Below are 22,501 nucleotides of genomic sequence, written 5' to 3' on the forward strand. Positions count from 1 at the left end.
GGAGTGACGTGTGAGCTTCTGGGAGTATCTGGGCAATCAGCACCAGCAGCTGCTCACCGACGCGTACCAGCACGTCAGCGCCGTGTTCCAGTGCATGGTCATCGCCACCGCGCTCGGCATCCTGATCGGGCTCGCCACCTATCGCAGCAGCTGGGGCGGTTCGCTGGCCATCACCTCCACGGCTGTCATCCTCACCATCCCGTCCCTCGCCGCGATCGGTCTGCTGATCCCGCTGGTCGGTCTCGGCGTCCCGCCCACCGTGATCACTCTGACGATGTACGGGCTCCTGCCCGTCGTCCGCAACTCCATCGTCGGGCTGCGCGGCGTCGACCCGTCCGTCGTCGACGCGGCGAAGGGCATCGGGATGTCACGGATCGCCAGGCTCTGCAGGGTCGAACTGCCGCTCGCCTGGCCGCCGATCCTCACCGGCATCCGCGTCTCCACGCAGATGCTGATGGGGATCGCCGCCATTGCCGCGTATGCCTCCGGACCCGGACTCGGCAACGAGATCTTCCGCGGCATCGCCTCACTGGGCAGCGCCAACGCGCTCAATCAGGTCCTCGCCGGCACGCTCGGCATCGTCGTCCTCGCTCTGCTCTTCGACGCCGCGTACGTCCTGCTCGGGCGGCTGACCATTTCCAGGGGGATCCGTGCCTGAGACCGACACCGGGGCAGCCGGGACGCCCACCGCCACCTCCGGTGCCACCATCCAGCTGGAGGATCTGACCAAGCTCTACCCGGGCAATCCGAGCCCGGCCGTGGACAACGTCTCGATGGACATCAAGGCCGGTGAGACGGTGATCTTCGTCGGGCCGTCCGGCTGCGGGAAGTCCACCACCCTGAAGATGATCAACCGGCTGATCGAACCGACGTCCGGCCGGATCAGGATCAACGACGAGGATGTCACCCGCATCGACCCGGTGAAGCTGCGTCGCAAGGTCGGGTACGCGATCCAGTCGTCCGGGCTGTTCCCGCACATGACGGTCGCCGAGAACATCGCCCTCGTACCGAAGATGGCCGGCTGGTCGAAGTCGAAGGTGAAGGACCGGGTCGAGGAGATGCTCGATCTGGTCGGTCTCGACCCGAGGGAGTTCCACGGGCGCTATCCGCGGCAGCTGTCCGGCGGACAGCAGCAGCGGGTGGGCGTGGCGCGGGCGCTGGCTGCCGACCCGCCGGTGCTGCTGATGGACGAGCCGTTCGGCGCCGTCGACCCGATCACCCGCGACCACCTCCAGGACGAGCTGATCCGACTGCAGCACGAGCTGCACAAGACGATCGTGTTCGTCACCCACGACTTCGACGAGGCGATCAAGCTGGGCGACCGGATCGCCGTGCTGCGGGAGCGATCGCACATCGCGCAGTTCGACACCCCGGAGGCGATCCTCACCAACCCGGCGGACGATTTCGTCTCCGGATTCGTCGGCGCGGGCGCGGCGCTGAAGCGGCTCAATCTGACCCGCGTACGGGATGTGGGGATCGCCCCGTTCCCCACGGTGACGGTCGACGACCCGCTCCAGTCGATCTTCAACAAGCTGCGCAGCAGCTCGCACAACGAGCTCCTGATGCTGGACCGCAGGAACCGCCCGTACAAGTGGCTGAGGCGCGGCGACCTGATGCGGGCCCGGGGCTCGCTGGCGCGCGCCGGGCAACTGGTCCACGACACGGTGACCCTGGACGCCACACTGCACGACGCGCTGGAGGCCGTACTGCTCGACAGCAGCGGACGGGTGGCGGCGACGGGGCGGCGCGGCGAGTTCATCGGGGTCGTCGACATGGAGACCCTGATGAACTCCGTACATGAGCTCCTGGAGGCCGACCGGCTCACCGCCATCGAGCACCAGCACGATCTGGAGGAGCTGCGCGCCCATCAGACCGAGCAGGAGCTGGAGGGAGGTGCGGGCGCATGAATCCCCCTGACATGAGTCCCCACCGGTCGGTGCCGCCGGGGCCCGGGGAACGCCCGTCGCCGTCCCGGCTGCCGGGCGAGCACGACGCCCAGGACGTCCTCCGCGACGAGGGGGAGGAACCCGCGCCGCCGCCCGCCGCGCCGCGGCGCCGGATCACCTGGCGCAAGCTGGTGCTGATGCCGGCCGCCCTGGCGGTCGTCCTCGCCCTCACCTATCTGTGGATCACCAACGTCCACCTCGACTCGATCGCCAAGAACGCGCTGGCCGGCGGCAATGTGCAGCTGCGCTGGTGGCAGCACGTCAAGCTGACCGCGATCTCCACCTTCTGGGTGCTGATCATCGCCATTCCGCTCGGGATCGCGCTGACCCGGCGCAGGCTGCGGCGGGGCGCCCCGCTGGTCACGGCCCTCGCCAACGTCGGCCAGGCGACCCCGGCGATCGGCCTGCTGGCACTGCTGGTGATCTGGCTGGGCATCGGCCCGTCGACCGCGATCATCGGCATGGTGATCTACGCGGTGCTGCCGGTGTTCTCCAACACCGTGGCCGGTCTCAGGGCGATCGAGCCGAATCTGGTCGAGGCCTCGCGAGGCATCGGCATGTCGGCGATGGGGACGCTCACGAAGGTCGAACTGCCGCTCGCCGTCCCGCTGATCCTGGCGGGGGTACGGACGGCGCTGGTCCTCAATGTCGGCACGGCGACGCTGGCGACGTTCGTCGGCGGCGGCGGGCTGGGGGACCTGATCACGTCGGGCATCCAGACGCAGCGGATGCCGGTGCTGGTGCTCGGTTCCGTGCTGACGGTGGTGCTGGCGCTGCTGGTGGACTGGCTGGCCTCCCTGGTCGAGGTGGCGTTGACGCCGCGCGGTCTGGAGCTGGGGGCGTGAGCGCGGGGAAGGCGGCGGCACGGGGGCTCAGGGCGGCCGGTCTCCTCGGGACCCTGGTGCTGCTCGGGGCGACGCTCGCCGGGTGCGGGCTGAAGAGCGGTTCGCCGATGGTGGACAACGTGGTGCCGGGTTCGGTCGGCCGCGGGCGGCCGCTGGACGGTGCCTCGCTGACCGTCACTTCGAAGAACTTCAGCGAGAACATCATCCTCGGCCAGATGATCGGCCTGGTGTTCAAGGCAGCCGGTGCCGAGGTCCTCGACCGGACGAACCTGCCGGGTTCGATCAGTGCGCGCGAGGCCATCGTCAAGGGCAGCGCCGACGCGATGTACGAGTACACGGGCACCGCCTGGATCACCTACCTCGGCCATGCGAAACCGATCGCCAGCCCGCTGAAGCAGTGGGAGGCGGTCCGGGACGAGGACCGCAAGAACGGGGTGACCTGGCTGCCGCAGTCCACCCTCGACAACACCTACGCGCTGGCGATCAGCAAGAAGAACAACGCGGAGCACCACCTGAGGACGCTCTCCGATGTCGCCGCTCTGTCGAAGATGGACCCGGCGGCGGTGACGCTCTGCGTGGAGAACGAGTTCGCCTCGCGCGACGACGGGCTGCCGGGGATGGAGAAGGCCTACGGGATGTCGATCCCGGCCTCCAACATCAGGAAGATGGACGCCGGGATCATCTACACCCAGGTCTCGAAGTCCAACTCCTGTCTGCTGGGCGAGGTGTACACCACGGACGGACGGATCAAGGCGATGGATCTCGACGTCCTCGTGGACGACAAGCATTTCTTCCCCAACTACAACGCCGCGCCCGTCATCCACACCGCGACCTTCGACAAGTACCCGGTGATCGCCGAGCTGTTGGACCCGGTCAGCAGGCGGCTGACGACCGAGGTCGCGCGGCAGTTGAACGCGAAGGTGGATGTGGACGGGGAGGATCCGCACACGGTGGCGAAGGACTGGCTGATCGCGGAGGGGTTCATCAAGAAGGGGTAGCGGGCAGCCGGGGCCCGACGCCTCCCGGAGTTACAAAGAAGGTGTTGCAAAGAAGCGTTGCAAAGAGACCTTTGCACGCCTACAGTCGAGACATGGCAGCGAATGAAGCCGACGGCGAGAAGCCGCTGGACCCGAACATCCACTTCGTCGACGTCCGCACTCTGCGCGTGCTGGCCCACCCCCTCCGGATCCGTCTGCTCCAGGCCCTGCGGGAGTTCGGCCCCGCGACCGCGTCGAAACTCGGCGACCGGCTCGGCGAGTCCAGCGGCGCCACCAGCTACCACTTGCGGCAACTGGCCGCGCACGGCTTCGTCGAGGACGACCCCACGCTCGGCAAGGGACGCGAACGGTGGTGGCGGACCGTGCACATGGGCACCCGCTTCGACCGCATCGAGGACTTCATCCGCGACCCCGACCCGGAGGTGCGCGGCGCCATCGGAGTCGTCATGCACGAGATCGCCACCACGCACACCCAGGAGCTCAACACCTGGCTCGGCACCATGCACGAATGGCCCGAGGAGTGGCTGCGCGGCTGGGACGTCAGCGACTTCAAGGTGCGGCTCACCCCGGAGCTCTCACTGGAGCTGGCCGAGAAGATCCACGACCTGATCGACAGCTACCGCGACCGGGTCCCCGAAGACACCGAGGGTTCGGCCGTCGTCCGCACCCATCTGCACATCTTCCCGCGCCGCACCGACTGAGAGGAATCCACCATGCACCCCGACACGCACCTGACGCTGCAGCGGCTCCGCAGCACCGAACTGCACCGGCAGGCCGATGAGTTCCGCATGGCACGTACGGTGCGGGCGCCGCGCCGCAGCCTGCGTACACAGCTGGGCTGGGGACTGGTCGAGCTGGGCCTGCGCGTCCTGCCGGACCGGCACGCCCTCTCCACGTCCTCCCCTCGCGCGGTTTAGCCATGGCCGGGGGAACCGCAAGCCGCTCGCCGCGCTTCTCGCGGCCAACTTCATATCCACCGCGGGCACTTCGCTCACCCTGATCGGGGTCCCGTGGTTCGTCCTGCAGACCACGGGCAGCGCCGGCCGGGCCGGCGTCGTCGCCTTCTGCGCCACACTGACGGTCATCATCTCCGCGGTCATCGGCGGGCCCGTCATCGACCGGATCGGACGGCGCAGGATCTCCATCGCCACCGACACCGTCTGCGCACTCGCCATCGCCACCATTCCACTGCTCCACTACGCCGGGGCGCTCGAATTCTGGATGCTCTGCGCCCTGATGGCTCTGAACGGACTCGTCCACACCCCTGGCAACACCGCGCGTTATGTCCTGCTGCCGGACCTCGCCGAACACGCCGGGACCACGGTCACCCGCGCCGCCAGCCTCTTCGACGCCGCCTCGCGCGGCGCCAGGATGACCGGCGCGGCACTGGCCGGGGTGCTGATCGCGCTCGTCGGCGCGGAGACCGTGCTGCTGCTGGACGCAGCGACCTTCGGCGCGTCCGCGCTGCTCATCGCGGCAGGCGTGCGAGGGGTACGGGCGGCCGAGCCGCGAAAGGCGGCGGCACCGGCCTCACTGCGCACGTACAGCCATGAACTGCGCGAGGGATACGCCTACTTGTTCTCCAACCGGCTGCTGCTGGCCGTCGTGGTGATGGTGCTCTTCATGAACGGCGTCGATCAGGGCTGGAGCGACGTACTGCTCCCGGTGCACGCCGAGCGCGAACTGGGTGGAGCACCCCAACTCGGCCTGCTCACCGCACTCTTCGGGGCAGGCGGGCTGCTGGCGGGGCTGCTCGTGGAGAGCATCGGGGCGGACAGTGCGCTCCTGGCGCTGGGTGCGGTCTACGCGCTGGCGACGGTGAGCCCGATGATCTTCCCGGTATGGCGCACGATGGACGACCGGCCGCCCGTGGAGGAGCGTCCGGAGGCGAAGGCCGACGCCGCCCGCCTCTAGGACGTGTCCGGCTCGCCCTGCGTCAGCAGCTCGGAACCTTGGCCCCCTTGTCCAGGGCCGTGAGCGAGGACACCGCGCTCTTCAGTGTGGTGACCGGGATCAGCTTGAGCCCCTTGGGAAGTTCGGCGCCCGCCGCCTTGCACTCGGCCTTCGGTACGAGGAAGACAGTGGCGCCGTCGCGCCGGGCGGCCTGGGTCTTCATCGACACGCCACCGACCGCGCCGACCGTGCCGTCCGCCTCGATCGTGCCCGTGCCGGCAACGGTGCGGCCACCGGTGAGATCCCCGCCGGAACCGTTGCCGTTGAGCTTGTCGACGATGCCGAGCGCGAAGAAGAGACCGGCACTGGGCCCGCCCACATCGGCGAGGTGCAGGGTCACGTCCACCGATCCGGGCGCCTTGCCGAGGTACCCCAGGGCCGCGTCCACGGCGGAGTTCTGCGACTTCTTCATGTCCTCGAGGTTGTGCTTCTCGATCTCCTTCTCGGAGCCGCCGGTCGGGTAGACCGATTCGCGGGGCAGGATCGCCCGGTCGGTCCGGAACCAGCCGTCGATCACGTCGCCGATGCCGACGTCGGCGGTCGGCCCGGTCGCGACGATGGTCGTCATCCGCAGCTGACCGCTGGTGGGGTGGGTCGGCGCGCCCTTGATGCTGATCACGGGCGTGCCCCGGACGTCCCCGAGTACGTTCGCGGTCGTGCCCGGCTGCGCCACGGTGAACGGCAACGGCGCGAGGGCGGCGACGCCGAAGAGGGCGGCTACGGGCAGGGCGCACAGGGCGAGGGCGCGGGGGCGCGAGAGACGAGTGAGCACCCTCCCAATCTAACCTGGCCGGGTTCATCCGCCCGGCCGGTCCGGGGAGGGGCGGGCCCACCCGCCCGGCCGGTGGCCCACCCGCCCGGCCGGTTCGCCCTCGGGCTCCGGACGGGTTCGGCAGGCCGCCCCGGAGCACGGACACAGCCCGCCCGAACATGATCCGGCCCGTCCGGCGGCGGGGGACGAAGCGGCCACCGGACGACCGCGGTACTACCGCAACGCGTCCGCGACCTCGCGCGCCGCGTCGACGACCCGCGGGCCGACCCGCTCCGGTATCGCGTCCGCCAGCATCACCACCCCCACGCTGCCCTCCACCCCGGTGACCCCGATCAGGGCCGCCGCCGCGCCGCTCGCGCCCGCTTCCAGCTCACCGTGCGTGAGCGTGAACGCGGGCTCGGGCACCGGCTTCGCCCGCGCAGCCAGGATCGCCCGGCCCGCGGCGCCCTTGTCGAGCGGATGACGGAAGCCGGCCCGGTAGGCCACGTGATAGTCGGTCCAGGTCGGTTCGACGACGGCAACCGCCAGCGCATCGCTGCCGTCGACCAGCGTCAGGTGGGCGGTGGCTCCGATGTCCTCGGCCAGGGACCGCAGCGCGGGCAGCGCAGCCTCCCGTACCAGCGGGTGCACCTGGCGGCCCAGGCGCAGCACGCCGAGTCCCACCCTGGCCCTGCCGCCCAAGTCGCGGCGCACCAGGGCGTGTTGCTCCAGCGTGGCCAGCAGCCGGTAGACGACGGTCCGGTTGACGCCGAGTTTGTTGGACAACTCGGTGACGGTCAGCCCGTGGTCGGTGTCGGCGAGCAGCTTGAGGACACGCAGTCCCCGGTCGAGCGTCTGGGAGGTCTCCGCGGTCACGACGCCCTCTCCTCTTCGGTGAGTGGCGGCACCCTCACGAAGGTTGCGTCGCCGGTCCCAGCGGCGACGCACAGAGAGGCCGCCGGCGGCCAAGGCACCGGCTGCGCTCCGCGGCGGCGCTGCCACGGGGCGTTCACTTTTCGGGGACAGTAGCGAGCCAGTCCGCTCAGCGGAAGACCTCGTTCAGAATCCGGGCACATACGGAAGAGCGGCTGCGCCGCAGAAGCGTAAGCGCCGGTCAGCGCGGCGCCGGCCGGATCCGGAAGATCTACGCGCGTTCACGTCGACCGACGCCAGGCGGTCAGTCCGCGGACCGGCGGGCCTGGTACGTCTCGCGCAGGACCGACCAGGCGTCCGCCACCGGACCCACGTGCCCGAGCTTGTCGGGGTTGAGCACCGTGCGGATGGTCTGGATCTGTCCGTCGAGGACGTCGAGCGTCCAGGTGTTGATGACCCTGCCGTCCCGGTCGCGGAAAATCGCACCCGGCTGGCCGTTCACCTCATGCGGCTCCACAACGCCGCCGATCCGGGCGAACGGCGCGACGAGCGCGGCGAGCAGCCGGGCCACCTTCTCGGCGCCGATGACGCCCGTGCCCCACAGCGGGGCCTTGCCGCCGCTGTCGCCGACCATCTGCACGTCGGCGGCGAGGAGTTCGCGCAGCCCGTCGACGTCCCCTTCCCGGAAGGCCTCGAAGAACCGCTCGGTGAGTGCCTCACGTTCCTTCCGGTCGGCCTCGAACCGGGCGCGCCCTGCGTCCATGTGGCGGCGGGCGCGCACCGCGAGCTGACGGCACGCCGCCTCCGAACGCCCCACCGCCGACGCGACCTCCGGGTACCCGAACCCGAACACCTCCCGCAGCACGAACACCGCACGCTCCAGCGGGCTGAGCCGCTCCAGCAGCAACAGCGCCGCCATCGACACCGAGTCGGCCAGCTCCGCGGAGCGCTCCGGATCCTCGTAGGGATCGGTCAGCAGCGGCTCGGGGAACCACGCCCCGACGTACTCCTCCCGCCGCACCCGGGCCGAGCGCAGCACGTCGACCGACACCCGGGTCACCACAGCCGACAGGAATGCCCTGGCCGAGACCGGCTGCGTAGGCGAGCCCTCGTAGCGCAGCCAGGTCTCCTGGACCGCGTCCTCGGCCTCGCTCACGCTGCCCAGGATCCGGTAGGCGATCGAGAACAGCAGCGGCCGCAGTTCCTCGAACTCCTCTGCCCGGGTCACGCCAGGTCCTGCTTGAAGCCCTGCCGCCACGACGGGTAGCGCAGCTGCCACCCGAGCTCCCGCTTGGCCTTGGCATTGGAGAAGCCGCGCCCCTCGGTCATCATCACCACGGCCACCTCCCCGGCCAGCAGCCGGGCCAGCCAGATCGGGACCCGCATCGGCCGCTTCGCCCCCGCACACGCCGCCAGGAACGGCAGCCACTCGGCGGCCGGGGCCGGCTCGTCGTCGACGATGTTGAACACGCCCCTCGCCTTCTGCTCCACGGCCAGGACGGTGGCGCTCGCCGCGTCGTCGAGATGCACCCACGAGCTGTAGCCGGTGGCGCGCCCCACCAGTGGGAACTGCCGCTTCCGGATCAACTCGACCTGGTCGTCGGTGGCGCCCGGCCCGTAGAGCCCGCCGTAGCGCAGGACCGCGCCGCCGGCTCCCACGACCCTCTCCTCGAGGTGGCGGATCGCCGCCATGCCGGGGGCCGCGGACGTACCTGCCATCAGGTCCAGCGGGTCCTCCTCGGTCTTCACCCAGCCGCCCTCACGGATGCCGTTGCAGTTCGCATACCCCTGCGCGACGACGTGGGACACGCCGGTCGCCTGAGCGGCGGAAAGCAGGTGGTCCGTCCCCTCGTTACGCAGCCGGTTGGTGGTGGCGAACCAGCGGTCCATGTGCTTCATGTCGGGCTTGCCCGCGATGGCGGTCATCTGATGCACGATCGTGTCCGGCTGCGCCTGGGCCACCGCCTCGCCGACCGATGCCGCGTCCAGGCCGTCCATGACGACGCCGTCCGCGCCCAGCCGCTGCAGCAGGCCCAGCTTGGTCGCGGTCGTCGTCGTCGCCGTCACCTGGTGCCCCCGCGCCACCAGCTGCGGCACCAGCCGCCGCCCGAGAACACCGGTCCCCCCTGCCACGAATACCCGCATGATCATCACCTTTCTGACCAGAACCTGTCTGTGGAAACCGAGACGAGACAACCCGCCCGCCTGTGACACGAGAGGCAATCCCGCGATCGGCACCGTGCGGTGGGCCGGTGGACCTGCAACACCCCGCGCCCGCCGGTTGGCGGCCGGCACCAGGGACGGGTTTTCCAGGTCCGGCCGGTGAGTGGCCGGGCCCGCCGATGTGCCCATGTCTCCGTCGCCCGTGGTGAACACCGCCGGGGCCGTAGCGTCAAAGGCCCCGGCGGCGGCGTGTGCCGGGCTTCGCCGCGGGCGAGGTGGTGGCTGGTTCGCACCCCCCGCCCGCGGTGCGGAGCTGGTGACGATCCGCGCCGGCCGGATCGATGACTATGCCGTCTGCGCCGTCCAGGACCGGAGCTTCTCTGAACCACTCCCTGTACCACGACCGCTACCGGCGCACCCGGGACGGCTGGAAGTTCACCGAACGCCGCTACGAGGTCAGGTACTTCGACACCTCCCCGCTGGCGGGCTCGGCACCCCACCCAGCGCCCGGGTCCGTCCGCGAGTCGTGACCGTCGCGGCACTAGTGCCGCGACCGGCAAGGTTTGCCCGTCAAGGAGCGGCGGCCGGTGCGTGTGATCGCAAGGCAGCCGGAAGCCCTTGGATGGGGCCTCCCCTGCTCGAACGAAGCTGAGAGCTTGGGGAAGGAGCTACCTGGGCTTTTGGCCAACGCCGCGAGCGCGCGTGCCGGCCGCCGCGACGGGGCAACCCTTGCCGGTCGCGGCACTAGAGATCAACTACCCGTTTTCCCACCAGGAGCGACCCAGCATGTCAACCATGACCACACTCAGCGAGCTGACCGGCGACTACGTGCTCGACACCACCCGTACGCGGGTCGGCTTCGTCGCCCGGCACGCGATGGCCACCAGGGTGCGTGGCCAGTTCGATGAATTCGAGGGCAGTGCGCACTTCGACGGCGACGACCCGTCGAAGTCCAGTGTCCGGCTCACCATCCAGGCGAAGAGCATCAAGACCCGCGACCAGCGGCGTGACGACCACCTGCGCGGCACGTTCCCGGACACGGACCACCACCCCACCCTCGTCTTCACCTCGACCACGGTGCGACAGCTCACCGACACCGGCTTCAGGGTCACCGGTGACCTGGCCATCCGCGGTGTGACCAAGCCGGTCACCGTGGACTTCGAGCTGACCGGCGCCGAGAACGACCCACGGGGCGGCACTCGGGTCAATTTCAAGGGCGGCGTCACGATCGACCGCAACCACTGGGGCGTGAACTGGAATGCCGCGACCAGACTTCTGGTCAGCGCGAAGGTGACGCTTGAGCTCGACATCACCGCGATCCGGCGGACCTGACACCTCCTCTGCGGGGCCGGAGGGTACGCCCACGCTCTGGTGGTTGGCCGGAAGGGTGGAGGTCATGAGGATCACCGCAGCCGGGACCTGCCGAAGTTCGGATCTTCATGGCCCAGGCGCTGGAACCCGTCAGGAGTGGGGCCGAAGGAGACGTCGGGGTTCGTGGTGGGCGGGGCGACCCGGGACGGGCGACGCCGAGAGCCTGCGCCGCGGCGCGAAGGGGGAGACGCGCGTCACATTCGTCCACGTCACAGCTCGCCGGGCTGTCTCGTCCCAAAGGCATATCCGCCCACAACCGTAAGGGAGTTGCACCGCTCCCTGGACGAGGCTGCCCGTCGGCCACCCAGTCCCAGGATCGACCCCCGCCTCGTCCCTCACGGCTGTAACCGTCACCGCAGAAAGAATGGAAGGACATCATGAGCAAGGTCTGGTTCGTCACCGGTTCGTCCCGCGGCCTGGGCCGCAACTTCGTCGAGGCCGCCCTGTCCCGCGGCGACAAGGTGGCGGCGACCGCCCGGAACCCCGAACACCTTGATGAGCTGGTCGCCGCCTATGGCGAGGCGGTGCTCCCGCTTGAGCTGGACGTGACCGACAAGGCCGCCGTCCACGACAGCGTGAAGCGGGCCAAGGAGCACTTCGGCCGCCTCGACGTCATCGTGAACAACGCGGGCTACGGCCTGTCCGGCGCTGTGGAGGAGCTGTCCGAGCAGGAATTGCGGGACCAGCTGGAGACCAACCTGTTCGGCCCGGTGCGGGTCGTCCAGGCCGCGCTGCCCCACCTGCGCGAGCAGGGCGGAGGGCACATCATTCAGATCTCCTCGGTCGCCGGCGTCTCCGGATTTCCGCTCGGCGGCGGATACTGCGCCTCCAAGTGGGCCCTGGAAGGCCTGAGCGAATCCCTCGCCCAGGAGGTCGCCGGTTTCGGCATCAAGGTGACCCTGGTCGAGCCCGGCTCGTATGCCACCGACGGGCTCGCCTCCGCCGTCCACGCCCCGGCCGACCCGCTCTACGACGGTCTCCGCGAGAGCTTCGCCGCGTTCGCGAAGACGCTCGACTTCGGCGACCCGGCTGCCGCAGGCCGGGCACTCCTCAAGATCGTCGACTCCGAGAACCCGCCCCTGCGCGTGTTCTTCGGCACCCAGGGCAACCAGATCGTCCAGCAGGTCTACACCGACCGGCTCAAGACCTGGGCCGACTGGCAGGACCTCTCGCTGGAGGCTCACGGACAAACCCCGGCGGCCTGACCCGGCGACCGGACGACGCCGGCCCGGCACGAGGACCTCTGTCCCCGTACCGGGCCGGCACCTGACACGAGCGGACTCACCTCATCCGGGTGGCCCACTCCTGCACCTTCTTGATCCGCTGCTGGATCTGCCCCGCCGTCGCCTCAGCGCTCGGCGGCCCTCCACAGACCCGCCGCAGCTCGGTGTGGATCACCCCGTGCGGCTTGCCGCTCTGGTGCGTGTACGCCGACACCATCGTGTTGAGCTGCTTGCGCAGCCCCAGCAGCTGCTTGTGCGTGACCACCGGCCGGGCCTCCGCCGGCTTCTCCAGCAGATCGGCCTCCCCGGCCGGCTTCTGCCTGCTGTGCGCGATCTGCCGGGTCTGCCGCTTCTGCAGCAGCAACTGCACCTGGTCGGGTTCGAGCAGCCCGGGAATCCCCAGATAGTCCTGCTCCTCCTCGCTGCCCGGGTGCGCCTGCATGCCGAACTCGGCGCCGTCGTACAGCACCCGGTCGAAGACCGCGTCGGACTCCAGCGCCTCGAACGGCAGCTGGTCCTCGGTCTCCTCGTCCTCCAGGCGTTCCGCGTCGGCGAGGAGCTTGTCCTCCTCGGAGAACGGGTTCTCCTCGTCGCTGCCCTTCTTGGGCTTGTCGAGGACGTGGTCCCGCTCGACCTCCATCTCGTTGGCGAAGTCGAGGAGCATCGGGATGGTCGGCACGAAGACGGAAGCGGTCTCGCCGCGCCTGCGCGAGCGCACGAAGCGCCCGACGGCCTGGGCGAAGAAGAGCGGGGTCGAGATGGTGGTGGCGTACACACCGACCGCGAGACGCGGCACGTCGACGCCCTCCGACACCATCCGGACCGCGACCATCCACCGCGAGTCGTCCTCGCTGAACTTGTCGATCTTCTTCGACGCGGCCTTCTCGTCGGAGAGGACCACGGTCGCCTTCTCGCCGGTGACCTTCTTGAGGATCTTGGCGTACTCGCGCGCGGACTCCTGGTCGGTGGCGATCACGAGCCCGCCGGCATCCGGAATGCCCTTGCGCACTTCGGTCAGCCGCTTGTCGGCGGCGGCCAGCACATTGGGGATCCAGTCCCCGGTCGGCGACAGCGCGGTCCGCCACGCCTGGCCGATGGCGTCCTTGGTCATCGGCTCGCCGAGCCGCGCGGCGATCTCGTCCCCGGCCTTGGTGCGCCAGCGCATGTTGCCGCTGTAGCTGAGGAAGATCACGGGGCGGACGACGCCGTCGGCGAGCGCGTTCCCGTAGCCGTAGGTGTAGTCGGCGGAGGAGCGCCGGATGCCGTCGTTGCCCTCCTCGTACACGACGAACGGGATCGGGTTGGTGTCGGACCGGAACGGCGTACCGGTGAGCGCGAGCCGCCGGGTCGCCGGGTCGAACGCCTCCTGACACGCCTCGCCCCAGGACTTCGAGTCACCGGCGTGGTGGATCTCGTCCAGGATCACGAGGGTCTTGCGCTGCTCGCACCGGTTGCGGTGCAGCATCGGCCGGACGCCGACGCCCGCGTAGGTGACCGCGACGCCGTCGTACTCCCTGCTCAGCGGACCGGCGCTGTACTCGGGGTCGAGCTTGATGCCTATCCGGGCCGCGGCCTCGGCCCACTGCTTCTTCAGATGCTCGGTCGGCGCGACGACGGTGACCTGCTGCACGACGTGGTGGTGCAGCAGCCATGACGCGAGGGTCAGCGCGAAGGTGGTCTTCCCCGCGCCGGGGGTGGCGACCGCGAGGAAGTCGCGCGGCTGCTCCTGGATGTACTTCTCCATGGCGCCCTGCTGCCAGGCTCGCAGCTTGCCGGCCGTGCCCCAGGGGGCGCGGCCGGGGAAGGCGGGTGAGAGGTGGTGGGAGGCGGTAGTAGTCACGGTCTCCGGTTCGGGGCTCTCGGGTACGTGGGGCGCTGTCCGTACGGGCCGGGAGGGGCTCGTACGCGATACGACAACCGGGCCACCTTACCGGGGGGCCGACCGGAACCCTGTATGGACGAGCGGTGGTTCGGGCCCGCTGAGACCCTCTTCACAGGTCGGTCCTACGCGGCGAATCCGGGAAGCCGTTCCGCGATCCTGGGCATGTCGAGGGCCCCCTGGCACACGTCCAGCACGAACTTCTCGGCCTCGTCGACATCGAAATCCGCACTCAGCCGGTGCCCATTGATGTGCAGGAAGACCCAGGTGGCATACCAGGCGATGCGCTTGTTGCCATCGACGAGCGCGTGGTTGCGCGCGAGGGACTCCATGAGTGCTGCGGCCTTCTGCCACACGTCCGGATAGGCGTCCTGGCCGAAGACGCTCGCCTGCGGGCGGGCGAGTGCCGAATCGAGCAGCCCGTAGTCGCGCACCTCGGCAGCTCCGAGGCGCTCGGCGAGGTTGAGCAGCTCGGGAAGTGTCAGGTACTTCATCAGGCGAGCCTCCGATTGAGCTCCTCACTCACCTTCAGCACGTGGTCCGCCGCCTCGTTGAAGAGGCGCGAGTGTTCATTTATGGCGGTGATCACCGCGTCGTGCGCGAAGGACTGCATGCTCCGCCCTTCCGACTCGGCACGCGCGCGCAGTGCGTCCAGCTCTTCTTCGGTGAACCGCAGATTCAGACCAGCCATGCACGGATGGTACCGCGCGGTACCACACGGTGCTAAGGCTTTGTCCGAACCCTCGTAGCCACCCACGCCCCCACCAGCGCCACCCCCGCCATCGGCAGGAAGACCACTGCGAACGCCCCCGGATGGGACCCAGAAGCACCCGCCCCCACCGCCTCGTGCACAGCCCCCACCGCGCCGCCGCCGAGCGCCGCGAAGGCCGCCCCGCCCGCGGCCAGCAGCAGCACGTTCGACAGCCCGTCGGAGATCTGGAGAGCGGCCGAGTTCGCCCCCGCCTCCTCCGGCGCCGACAGCTTCAGCAACAGCACGCTCGTCGAAGCGAGCACCATGCCCATGCCGAAGCACCCGAAGGCCCAGGCCACGGCGACGGTCCAGACCGGCACCGAGTCGATCAGCACGGACGGCGCGGCCGCGATCGCCGCGGCGACCAGCACCATGCCGCCCACCATCAACCGCTCCCGGTACGGCTCCAGGCGCGGCCGGGCCTGTACGTACGAGCCGAGCGCCCAGGTCCCGCCCCCGGCCGCGAGCGACAGCCCGGCCAGCGTGGGGCTCAGCCCGCGCTGGGTCACCAGCATCAGCGGTACGAACGACTCGGCGGCGATGAACGACCCGGCCGCGACCCCGCGCAGCAGCACCACCGAGGGCAGCCCGCGCGCCGCCCGGCCCGTGCCCGGGGGCAGCAGTCCGCGCACGGCGGGGACGAGCAGCCCGAACCCGACGACCGCCGGAAGCAGCGCGAACCAGTTCCGCTCCTGCCCGGCGTACTGGAGCAGCCCCGCCCCCAGCGAGATCCCGAGCGCGAGAAGGATGCGGCGCCGGTCGTACGGCTCGACGGGCGCCGTCGGATCGGCCGGCCCCGAAGCCCGGCGCCGGATCGCGGGCAGCGCGAGCGCCAGCGGGAACACCACGAGCACGGGGATGCCGATGAAGACCCACCGCCACCCCAGGTGCTCGGTCACGCTCCCGGCGGCGAGCGGCCCGACGACGGACGGGATCACCCAGCTCGCCGCGAACGCGGCCATGATCGACGGCCGCAGATGCTCCGGATACGCCCGGCTGATCACCACGTACAACGCCACGATCACCAGCCCGCCGCCGAGCCCCTGCACGGCCCGCCCGGCGATGAACATCCACATGCTGCCCGCCGTCCCCGACAGCAGCAGACCGGCCCCGAAGGCACCGATCCCGGTGGCGAGCGGCGCCAGCGGCCCGCGCCGGTCCGCCCACTGCCCGGAGAGCACCATGGCGAAGAGGCTGGTCGTGAAGTACGCGGAGAAAGCGAACGCGTACAACGGAATGCCATGCAGCTCACGGGCGGCGACCGGCATCGCGGTCCCCACGGCGGTCGCCTCGAAGGCGATCAGGAACACGACGGAGACGATGCCGATGCTGAGCGCCCGATAGGTCCGGCCGAGCACCCCTTCGGACTCGGCGACGACGGAAGCGTCCACAGCACGGGGCGAGACATCGGCGTCACGCGGTTCGAGGGCAGCCATGAGCCCAAGAGTAAGGGGCAAGATCCGCTCTCGGCCCTGTCGTGAGGCGGTCGTCCACTCCTCCCTTGGTCGTAGGACCGGGCGCCGGGCATGAACTCGGTATGGCAGTCGCATTGCGGCGCGGCCCGCACCGTTGGGCCCACCTCGCGTGGCCCCTACGGTCGGACCACAAGGACGAACACCCGGCCGTGTGCCCGAGAGGCTCAGGGGCTCGACTGCAACTCGAGTTCCACCGGGTCGAATTCGGTCATGGTCTCCAGCGGTTCCGGCCGGTCGGGCGGAAGACCGAAGCGGAAACGGCCGCCCCCACCGTGCGGGCGGCCGTTTCGCTGTGCCAGGTGCCGGTTCACACCGGGTCCAGGGAGGGTTTCGCCTTCAGCCCTCCGTCGTTCTCGCAGCCCAGTTCCTTCGCCATGGCCAGGGCGAAGGAGTGGGCGACGGTCGCATAGGCGTCCTTCAGCGCCTTGGGATCGCCCTCGGGTTCCGTGGGCATGCCGCCACGCTCGACGCCGATGTCGATATGGGCCGGGCCGGAACCGGGCACCTTTCCGCTGCGGCAGGCGAACCGGAGGAACGCGCCGTCCGGCGCGGCCAGCGCCCGCTCCCCCATGTCCAGCACGCTGAACTTCGCCGCCGGATCGTCCACGGGTGCGCTGCTGAACAGCTGCCAGGTGATACGGAGCTCGTCCCGGGCCGTGTACACGCGGCAGACCTCCCCATCACCGTTGACGGAGGACGTGAACCCCTCAGTCAGCTCCTTCGCGGCATGGGCGACCGTGGACGTCTCGCCCGACGCCTCGAACCGCGAGGAACCGGTGATCGTCTTCAGCGCCTCGGCCGCGCCGGGGGACACGGCGGAACCACCGCAGAGAGCGCCGGCTGCCACCGTCGCGTCCGGCTCCTTCACGGCCCCGTCGCCCCCTCCCGAGCAGCCTGCGGCCCCGAGGAGCAGGGAGCCGGTCAGGGCCGCCCCGAGAAGGCCCGTACGCCGGGTCCTACGACTGATCACCATCTGCTCCTTCTGTCTTCATCGGCCCTCCCACCGGGCTCAGCCGGTCTCCGGGTCGTTGCCCTGCTGGTTCTCGCGGTCGTTGCCCGTCGCGTAGCCGATCCTCATGGACTCCTTCAGGTCCTGTCCGAACTCGCTGTCTGAGGTCACGCCGTGCTGTCGCATGAACTCCTCCATCGGGGACTCGGCCAGACTCTCGCCAGAAGAGTAGATCTTGGTCTTCTCCTCCCGGGTGAGTTCTTCGACCTTCTCCTTGTGCTCGTCCACGGAGTTGTCGGAGATGTCGCCGACCACCTGGCCGATGACCTGTTCGAGGGCACCAGCGGCCGTGTCGGTAGCCAGCGGAATGAGGACCGCCGCCGTGCCCACGGCCGCGGTCGCGGGCAGGAAGGCGACGCCCGCGGCCACACCGGCCACGGCACCGAATTCGACCCACCCCGCCCGCTTGGCCACCGCCTTCTCGTAGTCCTCGTGGGTCTTGAGGTTCGTGGCCTCGACCTGGTCGGCCCGGGACTGATCGAGCATGCCCTGCACCTCGGAACCCGTGTGCACGGTCGTCCTGGCCGCGCCGGTGTCGATCTGCCCGTCGGCGCCCACCTGGCCTTCCAGCACGCTGCGGGTATAGACCTGCTCCGCCGCCGACACCGTCGCGTAGGCGTCCGGGTGCTGGCCCAGGGTGCTGAGGAAGCCCCGGACGACGCTCCGGCCGTTCTCGTCCTGGGTGTCCGCGAAGTCGATGTGGCCGTCAGGGTTCTTGCCCGGCGCGAAGGGGCTGTTGGCGTCGTTCTTCTCCAGCGCCCAGTTGATGTCGTCGATGTAGCCGGCGCCCATGGTGCCCAGGCTGTCGGCCATCGCCTCGTGCTCCTTGAGCAGGCCGGCGTCCGCTCCGTACTTCTCCATGACCTGCTGCATGACCGCGGCGTTGTCCGCGTCCCGCACCACGCCCGCGTCCGGGTCCCCGGCCGGGTAGCCGAGGGTCGCGGCCTCCAGGGCGTGACCCAAGGCGTCGGGCATCTGGTCGAGCGATGCCTTGAGCTCGTTCTGGTCAAGGGAGTTGACGTCCGGGAAGGACTCCCACTTCTCGTTCCCGAAGAAGTCGAGGTAGTTGTCGATCCCCTTGCCGAGGTCGGCCTTGGCACCGTGGTTGACCGTGCCGTCCTCGTTGTACGCGGTCGGCTCGTCGGTGAAGAACTTCTTCGCCGCCTCCGGGCTGTTGCCGAGCGCCTCCAGCATGGCGGTGGCCGGGTCGTAGCCCGCCCCATTCACACCGGATGGGTTGAACGGGTTCTTGAACGGACTGTTCACCACCTTGTTGTCGGCGAACATGTACGGGTCCTTCTGGTGCAGCTGCGCCACGTGCTCGGCAATCGGGTTGAGAAACTTTGCGTCGTAGTTCCCGTACCGCATGATCCCGCCGAGCAGCTGATAGCCGAACGGCCCGTTGTAGTCGTGCTTCGCGAGCGGGATGCGTTCCGTGCCCATCTTGCGCAGCTCGGGCCCCCACTTCTCGGTGAACTCCTTGTCGTGGGAAGCCGTGGCCAGGTTGAGGCCCAGGTTCTTCTGGAGTTCCTGGACGTCCTTGAGCCGCTGCTTGTCTTCCTTGCCGTACTCATACGTGTCCGTGGAGAGCTGTCCGAAGAACTGCAGCGACTTCTCCGGGCCGAGCTTCTCGTAGAAGGACTTCGAGAACTCCACGGAATTGCTGTTGTCTTTCAGCAGTTCGTTGAGGGCCTGGAGTTCGGTGTGCGTGATGTCGCGGCCCTTGGCGGCCAGTGCGGCGGCCCGGTGGGCCTCCTCCTGGTCCATCTTCGTGTACTTGGGGGCGGTGAAGTCCTTGCGGTCGGTGACGTTGGCTTCGAGGGAGTTCTTGAAGGAGACATCGGTGTCGTTGCAGTTGTCGACGATCAGGTCGATCTTCTTCTGCCAGGCGGAGATGTTCTCCCTCTGCCGCCGCAACAGATCGGGGTAGTCGGGGTCGTGGGCCCGCTGGACGGGAGGGATGTCCTCGACCGGATGGCGGGCGCTGACCTTGCCCGCGCCGTCCACCTTGATCCCGGCCGCGGGTCCTTCGTGGTCCCGGATGTTGATCAGGTCGTCCATGGCCTTCTTGATGGCCGCGTGCCCCTCTTCGAGGATCATCTTCACGCCCTTGGCCTCGGCTGCGGCGTCCGCGAACTCCTTGGCCGTCTTGGTGACGAACGCCTTGGTGACGCCCGCGTTGAGGCCCTCCCAGTCTGCCTTGTCCGACTTGACCTTCATCCCGTTGGCCGCGTCGTCGGCGAGCTTGTCCAGGTCGCTCGCCATCTTGTCCCAGTCGTCGACCGCGGCCTTCAGTTTCCCCACCGGTGCATCGACTATGTCCTCGTACTTCAGCATGTGCGCACTTCCCCCGACCCCTACTGCATGTATTCTGTGAGCTTGGAGATCGGTGCCAGATCCCCCTCGACCTTCGCTTCGTCCTTCGCATGCTGGGCCTTGGTGTAATCCAGGTGATTCGAAATGTGCGCGAGGGAATCCAGCAGCGTCTTCAGATGGGTCTGCCAGAAGTCGTGCACCTTGAGCACCGCCGAACCGCTCGCGAAGTTGCCGTTGGTCAGCGCGATCGCCGCATCGAACGTGGCGGGACGGGCACGGTCCCCCTCCCTCGACAACCGAGTCCGCAGGTCGCAGGCGTCGTTTCCGATGGCGCCGAGGGAGTCCCGGTTGACCACCAGGTCGGGGGCGCCACCCCCGCCCCCGCCGCCCTCCGCCGGGACGCTGTTGATCTGCATGGCACTCCGCCGCTTGGCCGCCGCGTCACGAAGCTCCGCCCATTCCTCATCGAACGACACGAACTCCCCTAAAATTCGCCCCTGTTGGCCACCTGTCCGAAGAACGCGGCCACCGCCCCGGTCACCATATCGGCTCCTTCTTCATCGGCGCCGAGCGAGCAGGAGCTGACACCTTGCCCGGGACCGACTTCGGGGAAGAGGAAGGGAACGACTAATAACTCACGAACCGCCCTCTGAGTGGGCGTTTGCATAGAGTTCTTCCGGTATGCGGGTTTTGACCGTGCCCCATTTTGAGCGCCTTCACCCGGGTAGCAGTCTTATGTTCTCCTCTGGGTCACGCACTCGGCTGTCCGTATCGTGCGCTTCCACACCCGGAAACCCGTCTGATTTGAAAATGCCACGGAACCGCCTGACTTTCAGTGGAACCGATCCCTCCGGCATGCCCATGATCACGCTGTGCCGTGAGCGAGCGCAAGCCGTACCCCAGCGACTTGTCCGACGCCCGGTGGGCCCTGATCGAGCCGACACTGACGGCCTGGCGAAAGGCCGTCGACGACGCTGACAAGAACTTCTTCGCTGCCGTCCAGAAGGGCACGATCACCGCCTCCGCGTTCGCCGCCGCGGTCGGCGGGACCATGGGCGGCTCCTGGAAACTGTTCAAGTACCTGAAGCAGGGCAAGGACATGACCGCGCCCGGCACGTTCCTCCCCACCTTCATCAACAACCGCATGGCCGGGGCCGCGCCCGGAAGCCTGTTGAGCAAGATTCCTCCCGGTATGGTCAACGCCATCACCGGGTCCGACGAAGCAGCCATGTTCGGCGGGTACATGCGGAACGGCACCTTCTTCATGCCGTCGGCGGCGGAGGCCAACCTCGTCAAGGTCGCGCAGAACGGCGGCCTCGCGAACGCCGCGAAGGCCGCCGGATGGATCCGGGGCGCGGGTGTCGTCGGCGGTGTCGCGGCGACCGCCTACGGCGTGGCGAACCTGGCCACGTACGACGCGGACATGATCAAGGCCAATCCCTCGAAGTTCGCCACCGACCTCAGCGGAACGGCGTTCAGCGCTTCGATGACCGCGCTGACCGTGGCGCCCAACCCGGTCACGGCCGGCCTGGCCATCGGCACAGGCGTGGTGTACGCCGGCTGCCTGATCCGGGACAACCACGAGGCCATCGGCGACGGAATCGAGAAGGCCGGGGATTGGATCGGCGACAAGGCCTCGGACATCGGGGACGGTATCGCCGGCGGGGCGAAGAAGCTGGGCAGCGCCCTCAACCCGTTCGACTAGCGAGGGAAAAACATGCACAGCCCGTTCACGCTCGCTTACTGGAAGGAGAAACAGCCGGCCGGGCGCACGAAGTTCGGCTGGCAAGGCACTTCTCCTGAGTTCGGCGACATCCGGGTGGTATACCCGGCGGGTCGGGACGTGCCGAACACGATCGTCACGGATGTGCGCGGTGGTCTGATCCCCACAGCCACGTTCGAGACGCGTGGCGCGCACACGGACGTCGTATCGATGCCGACCTTGAACCGCGCGACGCTCCGGGTGGGCGACGGGCTCGTGCGGATGAGCCGGAACCGGTGGGCACCGACGCACCGGGGGCGCTCCCTGCACATGACGTATCTGGGCGACGCGTACAGGCTCACGGCGATCGACCGCCGGGCGTACAAGCTGTCCCGGCAGCCCGACGCCGAGGACCCCGGTGTCGTCATCACGGTGCGGCAGTCGGGCCGCGGAAGCGGCAGGAAAGTAACCGTGCAGGCGGCAGGCCGGGTCCTGCCCGCCGACGTCTCCCTCGCGGCTCTCTTCTCCGGAGTGGACCGGTCCGTGCTCACGCGGCGCGGCGCCGTACGGGCGGACCCGAGGGCGACGCAGAATTCTGGGCCGGTATCGATTGGCGCTCAGAAGAAGCATCCGTAAAGCGGCTGCGCCAGAGGATCTACAGGGCCGCACGGAACGGCGACATGAAGCGGGTCCGCAACCTGCAAAAGCTCATGCTGCGATCCAGGGCGAACAGCTTGACAAGTGTTCGCCGGGTGGCACAGCAGAGCACCGGAAAGAAGACGGCGGGTATCGATGGGGTCGTCGCGCTGACTCCGAAGGATCGGGGTGCTCTGGCGAGGAAGACTCTCGCTGAACCGGATATCCCGGCAAAGCCCGTCAAGCGTGTGTACATCCCGAAGGCAAATGGGAAGACCCGACCGTTGGGCATTCCTGTCATACGCGACCTTGCAAACCAGGCGAGGGTGAAGAACGCTCTAGAGCCGGAATGGGAAGCGCGGTTCGACGGTCGAACCTACGGGTTCCGGCCGGGGCGCGGATGCGCTGACGCGATCGGGGCTATCTTTCAGATAGCCTGCCAGAAGACCGCAAAGCGGCTGTGGGTTCTCGACGCGGACCTGTCGGCGGCCTTCGACCGCATCAGCCACAGCCACTGAGGTTCCCCCGCTATGCGGGTGGTACTGACTAGCTGGTCAGAGCGGGTTGATGTGGTTTCAGGTTCACTGGTTCGGCCGCTGCCTGGTTGGCG

22 protein-coding genes and 1 pseudogene are annotated in these 22,501 nt (G+C 69.0%); 12 read left to right on the top strand and 11 right to left on the bottom strand.

Features of this window, described 5'->3' with window-relative positions:
- Positions 1-10: 10 nt before the first annotated feature.
- From AB0N06_RS18400 to AB0N06_RS18425, 6 genes are all read left to right on the top strand, one after another.
- Positions 11-658, top strand: a complete 648-nt coding sequence (locus tag AB0N06_RS18400) for an ABC transporter permease (protein WP_366135720.1) — start codon at positions 11-13, stop codon at positions 656-658.
- Positions 651-1,907: a betaine/proline/choline family ABC transporter ATP-binding protein gene (locus tag AB0N06_RS18405; RefSeq protein ID WP_366135721.1), complete on the top strand. Its 1,257-nt coding sequence runs from the start codon at positions 651-653 to the stop codon at positions 1,905-1,907. The genes AB0N06_RS18400 and AB0N06_RS18405 overlap by 8 nt, the downstream gene beginning before the upstream one ends.
- Before the next feature lie 11 nt (positions 1,908-1,918).
- Positions 1,919-2,791, top strand: coding sequence for an ABC transporter permease (locus AB0N06_RS18410; RefSeq protein WP_366135739.1), 873 nt, complete (start codon positions 1,919-1,921; stop codon positions 2,789-2,791).
- A gap of 53 nt (positions 2,792-2,844) precedes the next feature.
- Complete coding sequence (locus tag AB0N06_RS18415) at positions 2,845-3,789, top strand: glycine betaine ABC transporter substrate-binding protein (protein WP_366135740.1); 945 nt, start codon at positions 2,845-2,847, stop codon at positions 3,787-3,789.
- Between the two features lie 92 nt (positions 3,790-3,881).
- The gene (locus AB0N06_RS18420) at positions 3,882-4,490 is read left to right on the top strand and encodes a helix-turn-helix domain-containing protein (RefSeq protein WP_366135722.1); all 609 of its coding nucleotides are present in this window, start codon (positions 3,882-3,884) and stop codon (positions 4,488-4,490) included.
- Positions 4,491-4,566: 76 nt separating this feature from the next.
- Positions 4,567-5,703, top strand: coding sequence for an MFS transporter (locus tag AB0N06_RS18425; protein WP_366135723.1), 1,137 nt, complete (start codon positions 4,567-4,569; stop codon positions 5,701-5,703).
- Positions 5,704-5,725: 22 nt separating this feature from the next.
- Here AB0N06_RS18425 and AB0N06_RS18430 read toward each other — a convergent pair whose 3' ends face one another.
- The 4 genes from AB0N06_RS18430 to AB0N06_RS18445 all read right to left on the bottom strand — a co-directional run bounded on the left by AB0N06_RS18430 (position 5,726) and on the right by AB0N06_RS18445 (position 9,517).
- Positions 5,726-6,514 carry a S16 family serine protease gene (locus AB0N06_RS18430; protein ID WP_366135724.1) on the bottom strand — a complete coding sequence of 263 codons (789 nt, stop codon included), beginning with the start codon at positions 6,512-6,514 and terminating at the stop codon, positions 5,726-5,728.
- A 213-nt stretch (positions 6,515-6,727) separates the two neighbouring features.
- Positions 6,728-7,369, bottom strand: a complete 642-nt coding sequence (locus tag AB0N06_RS18435; protein ID WP_366135725.1) for a helix-turn-helix domain-containing protein — start codon at positions 7,367-7,369, stop codon at positions 6,728-6,730.
- Between the two features lie 301 nt (positions 7,370-7,670).
- A complete protein-coding gene (locus tag AB0N06_RS18440; protein WP_366135726.1) occupies positions 7,671-8,594 on the bottom strand; it encodes an RNA polymerase sigma-70 factor in 924 nt (307 codons plus the stop codon).
- Entirely contained in the window at positions 8,591-9,517 is a 927-nt protein-coding gene (locus AB0N06_RS18445; RefSeq protein ID WP_366135727.1) for an NAD(P)-dependent oxidoreductase, read from the bottom strand. Before AB0N06_RS18445 ends, AB0N06_RS18440 begins: the two co-directional genes overlap by 4 nt.
- Before the next feature lie 353 nt (positions 9,518-9,870).
- Here AB0N06_RS18445 and AB0N06_RS18450 point away from each other — a divergent pair, with 353 nt between their 5' ends.
- From AB0N06_RS18450 to AB0N06_RS18460, 3 genes are all read left to right on the top strand, one after another.
- Complete coding sequence (locus AB0N06_RS18450; RefSeq protein ID WP_366135728.1) at positions 9,871-10,059, top strand: hypothetical protein; 189 nt, start codon at positions 9,871-9,873, stop codon at positions 10,057-10,059.
- 265 nt (positions 10,060-10,324) lie between these two features.
- Entirely contained in the window at positions 10,325-10,861 is a 537-nt protein-coding gene (locus tag AB0N06_RS18455; RefSeq protein WP_366135729.1) for a YceI family protein, read from the top strand.
- Positions 10,862-11,277: 416 nt separating this feature from the next.
- On the top strand, positions 11,278-12,105 hold the full coding sequence (locus AB0N06_RS18460; RefSeq protein WP_366135730.1) for an SDR family NAD(P)-dependent oxidoreductase: 828 nt from the start codon (positions 11,278-11,280) through the stop codon (positions 12,103-12,105).
- A 76-nt stretch (positions 12,106-12,181) separates the two neighbouring features.
- Here the strand turns inward: AB0N06_RS18460 and AB0N06_RS18465 are convergent, their stop codons facing one another.
- The 7 genes from AB0N06_RS18465 to AB0N06_RS18495 form a co-directional block, all read right to left on the bottom strand.
- Positions 12,182-13,963 (bottom strand): DEAD/DEAH box helicase, encoded by a 1,782-nt coding sequence (locus AB0N06_RS18465; RefSeq protein ID WP_366135731.1) that lies wholly within the window; start codon positions 13,961-13,963, stop codon positions 12,182-12,184.
- Between the two features lie 164 nt (positions 13,964-14,127).
- Complete coding sequence (locus AB0N06_RS18470; RefSeq protein WP_114244769.1) at positions 14,128-14,496, bottom strand: type II toxin-antitoxin system death-on-curing family toxin; 369 nt, start codon at positions 14,494-14,496, stop codon at positions 14,128-14,130.
- Positions 14,496-14,693 carry an Arc family DNA-binding protein gene (locus AB0N06_RS18475; protein ID WP_114249050.1) on the bottom strand — a complete coding sequence of 66 codons (198 nt, stop codon included), beginning with the start codon at positions 14,691-14,693 and terminating at the stop codon, positions 14,496-14,498. The genes AB0N06_RS18470 and AB0N06_RS18475 overlap by 1 nt, the downstream gene beginning before the upstream one ends.
- 32 nt (positions 14,694-14,725) lie before the next feature.
- Complete coding sequence (locus AB0N06_RS18480) at positions 14,726-16,189, bottom strand: MFS transporter (protein WP_366135732.1); 1,464 nt, start codon at positions 16,187-16,189, stop codon at positions 14,726-14,728.
- A gap of 346 nt (positions 16,190-16,535) precedes the next feature.
- Positions 16,536-17,201, bottom strand: coding sequence for a hypothetical protein (locus AB0N06_RS18485; RefSeq protein ID WP_366135733.1), 666 nt, complete (start codon positions 17,199-17,201; stop codon positions 16,536-16,538).
- A gap of 36 nt (positions 17,202-17,237) precedes the next feature.
- Positions 17,238-19,574 (bottom strand): DUF6571 family protein, encoded by a 2,337-nt coding sequence (locus tag AB0N06_RS18490; protein WP_366135734.1) that lies wholly within the window; start codon positions 19,572-19,574, stop codon positions 17,238-17,240.
- Positions 19,575-19,594: 20 nt separating this feature from the next.
- Positions 19,595-20,029, bottom strand: coding sequence for a hypothetical protein (locus tag AB0N06_RS18495; protein WP_366135735.1), 435 nt, complete (start codon positions 20,027-20,029; stop codon positions 19,595-19,597).
- Positions 20,030-20,430: 401 nt separating this feature from the next.
- Here AB0N06_RS18495 and AB0N06_RS18500 point away from each other — a divergent pair, with 401 nt between their 5' ends.
- The 3 genes and pseudogenes from AB0N06_RS18500 to AB0N06_RS18510 all read left to right on the top strand — a co-directional run.
- Positions 20,431-21,258 carry a hypothetical protein gene (locus AB0N06_RS18500; RefSeq protein ID WP_366135736.1) on the top strand — a complete coding sequence of 276 codons (828 nt, stop codon included), beginning with the start codon at positions 20,431-20,433 and terminating at the stop codon, positions 21,256-21,258.
- A gap of 12 nt (positions 21,259-21,270) precedes the next feature.
- Positions 21,271-21,891, top strand: coding sequence for a hypothetical protein (locus AB0N06_RS18505; RefSeq protein ID WP_366135737.1), 621 nt, complete (start codon positions 21,271-21,273; stop codon positions 21,889-21,891).
- Positions 21,861-22,406, top strand: a pseudogene (locus tag AB0N06_RS18510) (reverse transcriptase N-terminal domain-containing protein); the annotation flags it as partial. The gene AB0N06_RS18505 and the pseudogene AB0N06_RS18510, both read left to right, overlap by 31 nt.
- Between the last annotated feature and the right edge of the window lie 95 nt (positions 22,407-22,501).

The sequence above is a fragment of the Streptomyces sp. NPDC051020 genome (genome assembly GCF_040683105.1).
Lineage (GTDB): Bacteria > Actinomycetota > Actinomycetes > Streptomycetales > Streptomycetaceae > Streptomyces.

Bases quoted from the DNA above. Each gene is read 5' to 3' on its own strand.
- AB0N06_RS18410 (WP_366135739.1), top strand. From the start codon at position 1,919: ATGAGTCCCCACCGGTCGGTGCCGCCGGGGCCCGGGGAACGCCCGTCG.
- AB0N06_RS18420 (WP_366135722.1), top strand. From the start codon at position 3,882: ATGGCAGCGAATGAAGCCGACGGCGAGAAGCCGCTGGACCCGAACATC.
- AB0N06_RS18425 (WP_366135723.1), top strand. From the start codon at position 4,567: ATGAGTTCCGCATGGCACGTACGGTGCGGGCGCCGCGCCGCAGCCTGC.
- AB0N06_RS18445 (WP_366135727.1), bottom strand. From the start codon at position 9,517: ATGATCATGCGGGTATTCGTGGCAGGGGGGACCGGTGTTCTCGGGCGG.
- AB0N06_RS18450 (WP_366135728.1), top strand. From the start codon at position 9,871: ATGACTATGCCGTCTGCGCCGTCCAGGACCGGAGCTTCTCTGAACCAC.
- AB0N06_RS18455 (WP_366135729.1), top strand. From the start codon at position 10,325: ATGACCACACTCAGCGAGCTGACCGGCGACTACGTGCTCGACACCACC.
- AB0N06_RS18460 (WP_366135730.1), top strand. From the start codon at position 11,278: ATGAGCAAGGTCTGGTTCGTCACCGGTTCGTCCCGCGGCCTGGGCCGC.
- AB0N06_RS18470 (WP_114244769.1), bottom strand. From the start codon at position 14,496: ATGAAGTACCTGACACTTCCCGAGCTGCTCAACCTCGCCGAGCGCCTC.
- AB0N06_RS18475 (WP_114249050.1), bottom strand. From the start codon at position 14,693: ATGGCTGGTCTGAATCTGCGGTTCACCGAAGAAGAGCTGGACGCACTG.
- AB0N06_RS18480 (WP_366135732.1), bottom strand. From the start codon at position 16,189: ATGGCTGCCCTCGAACCGCGTGACGCCGATGTCTCGCCCCGTGCTGTG.
- AB0N06_RS18485 (WP_366135733.1), bottom strand. From the start codon at position 17,201: ATGGTGATCAGTCGTAGGACCCGGCGTACGGGCCTTCTCGGGGCGGCC.
- AB0N06_RS18490 (WP_366135734.1), bottom strand. From the start codon at position 19,574: ATGCTGAAGTACGAGGACATAGTCGATGCACCGGTGGGGAAACTGAAG.
- AB0N06_RS18505 (WP_366135737.1), top strand. From the start codon at position 21,271: ATGCACAGCCCGTTCACGCTCGCTTACTGGAAGGAGAAACAGCCGGCC.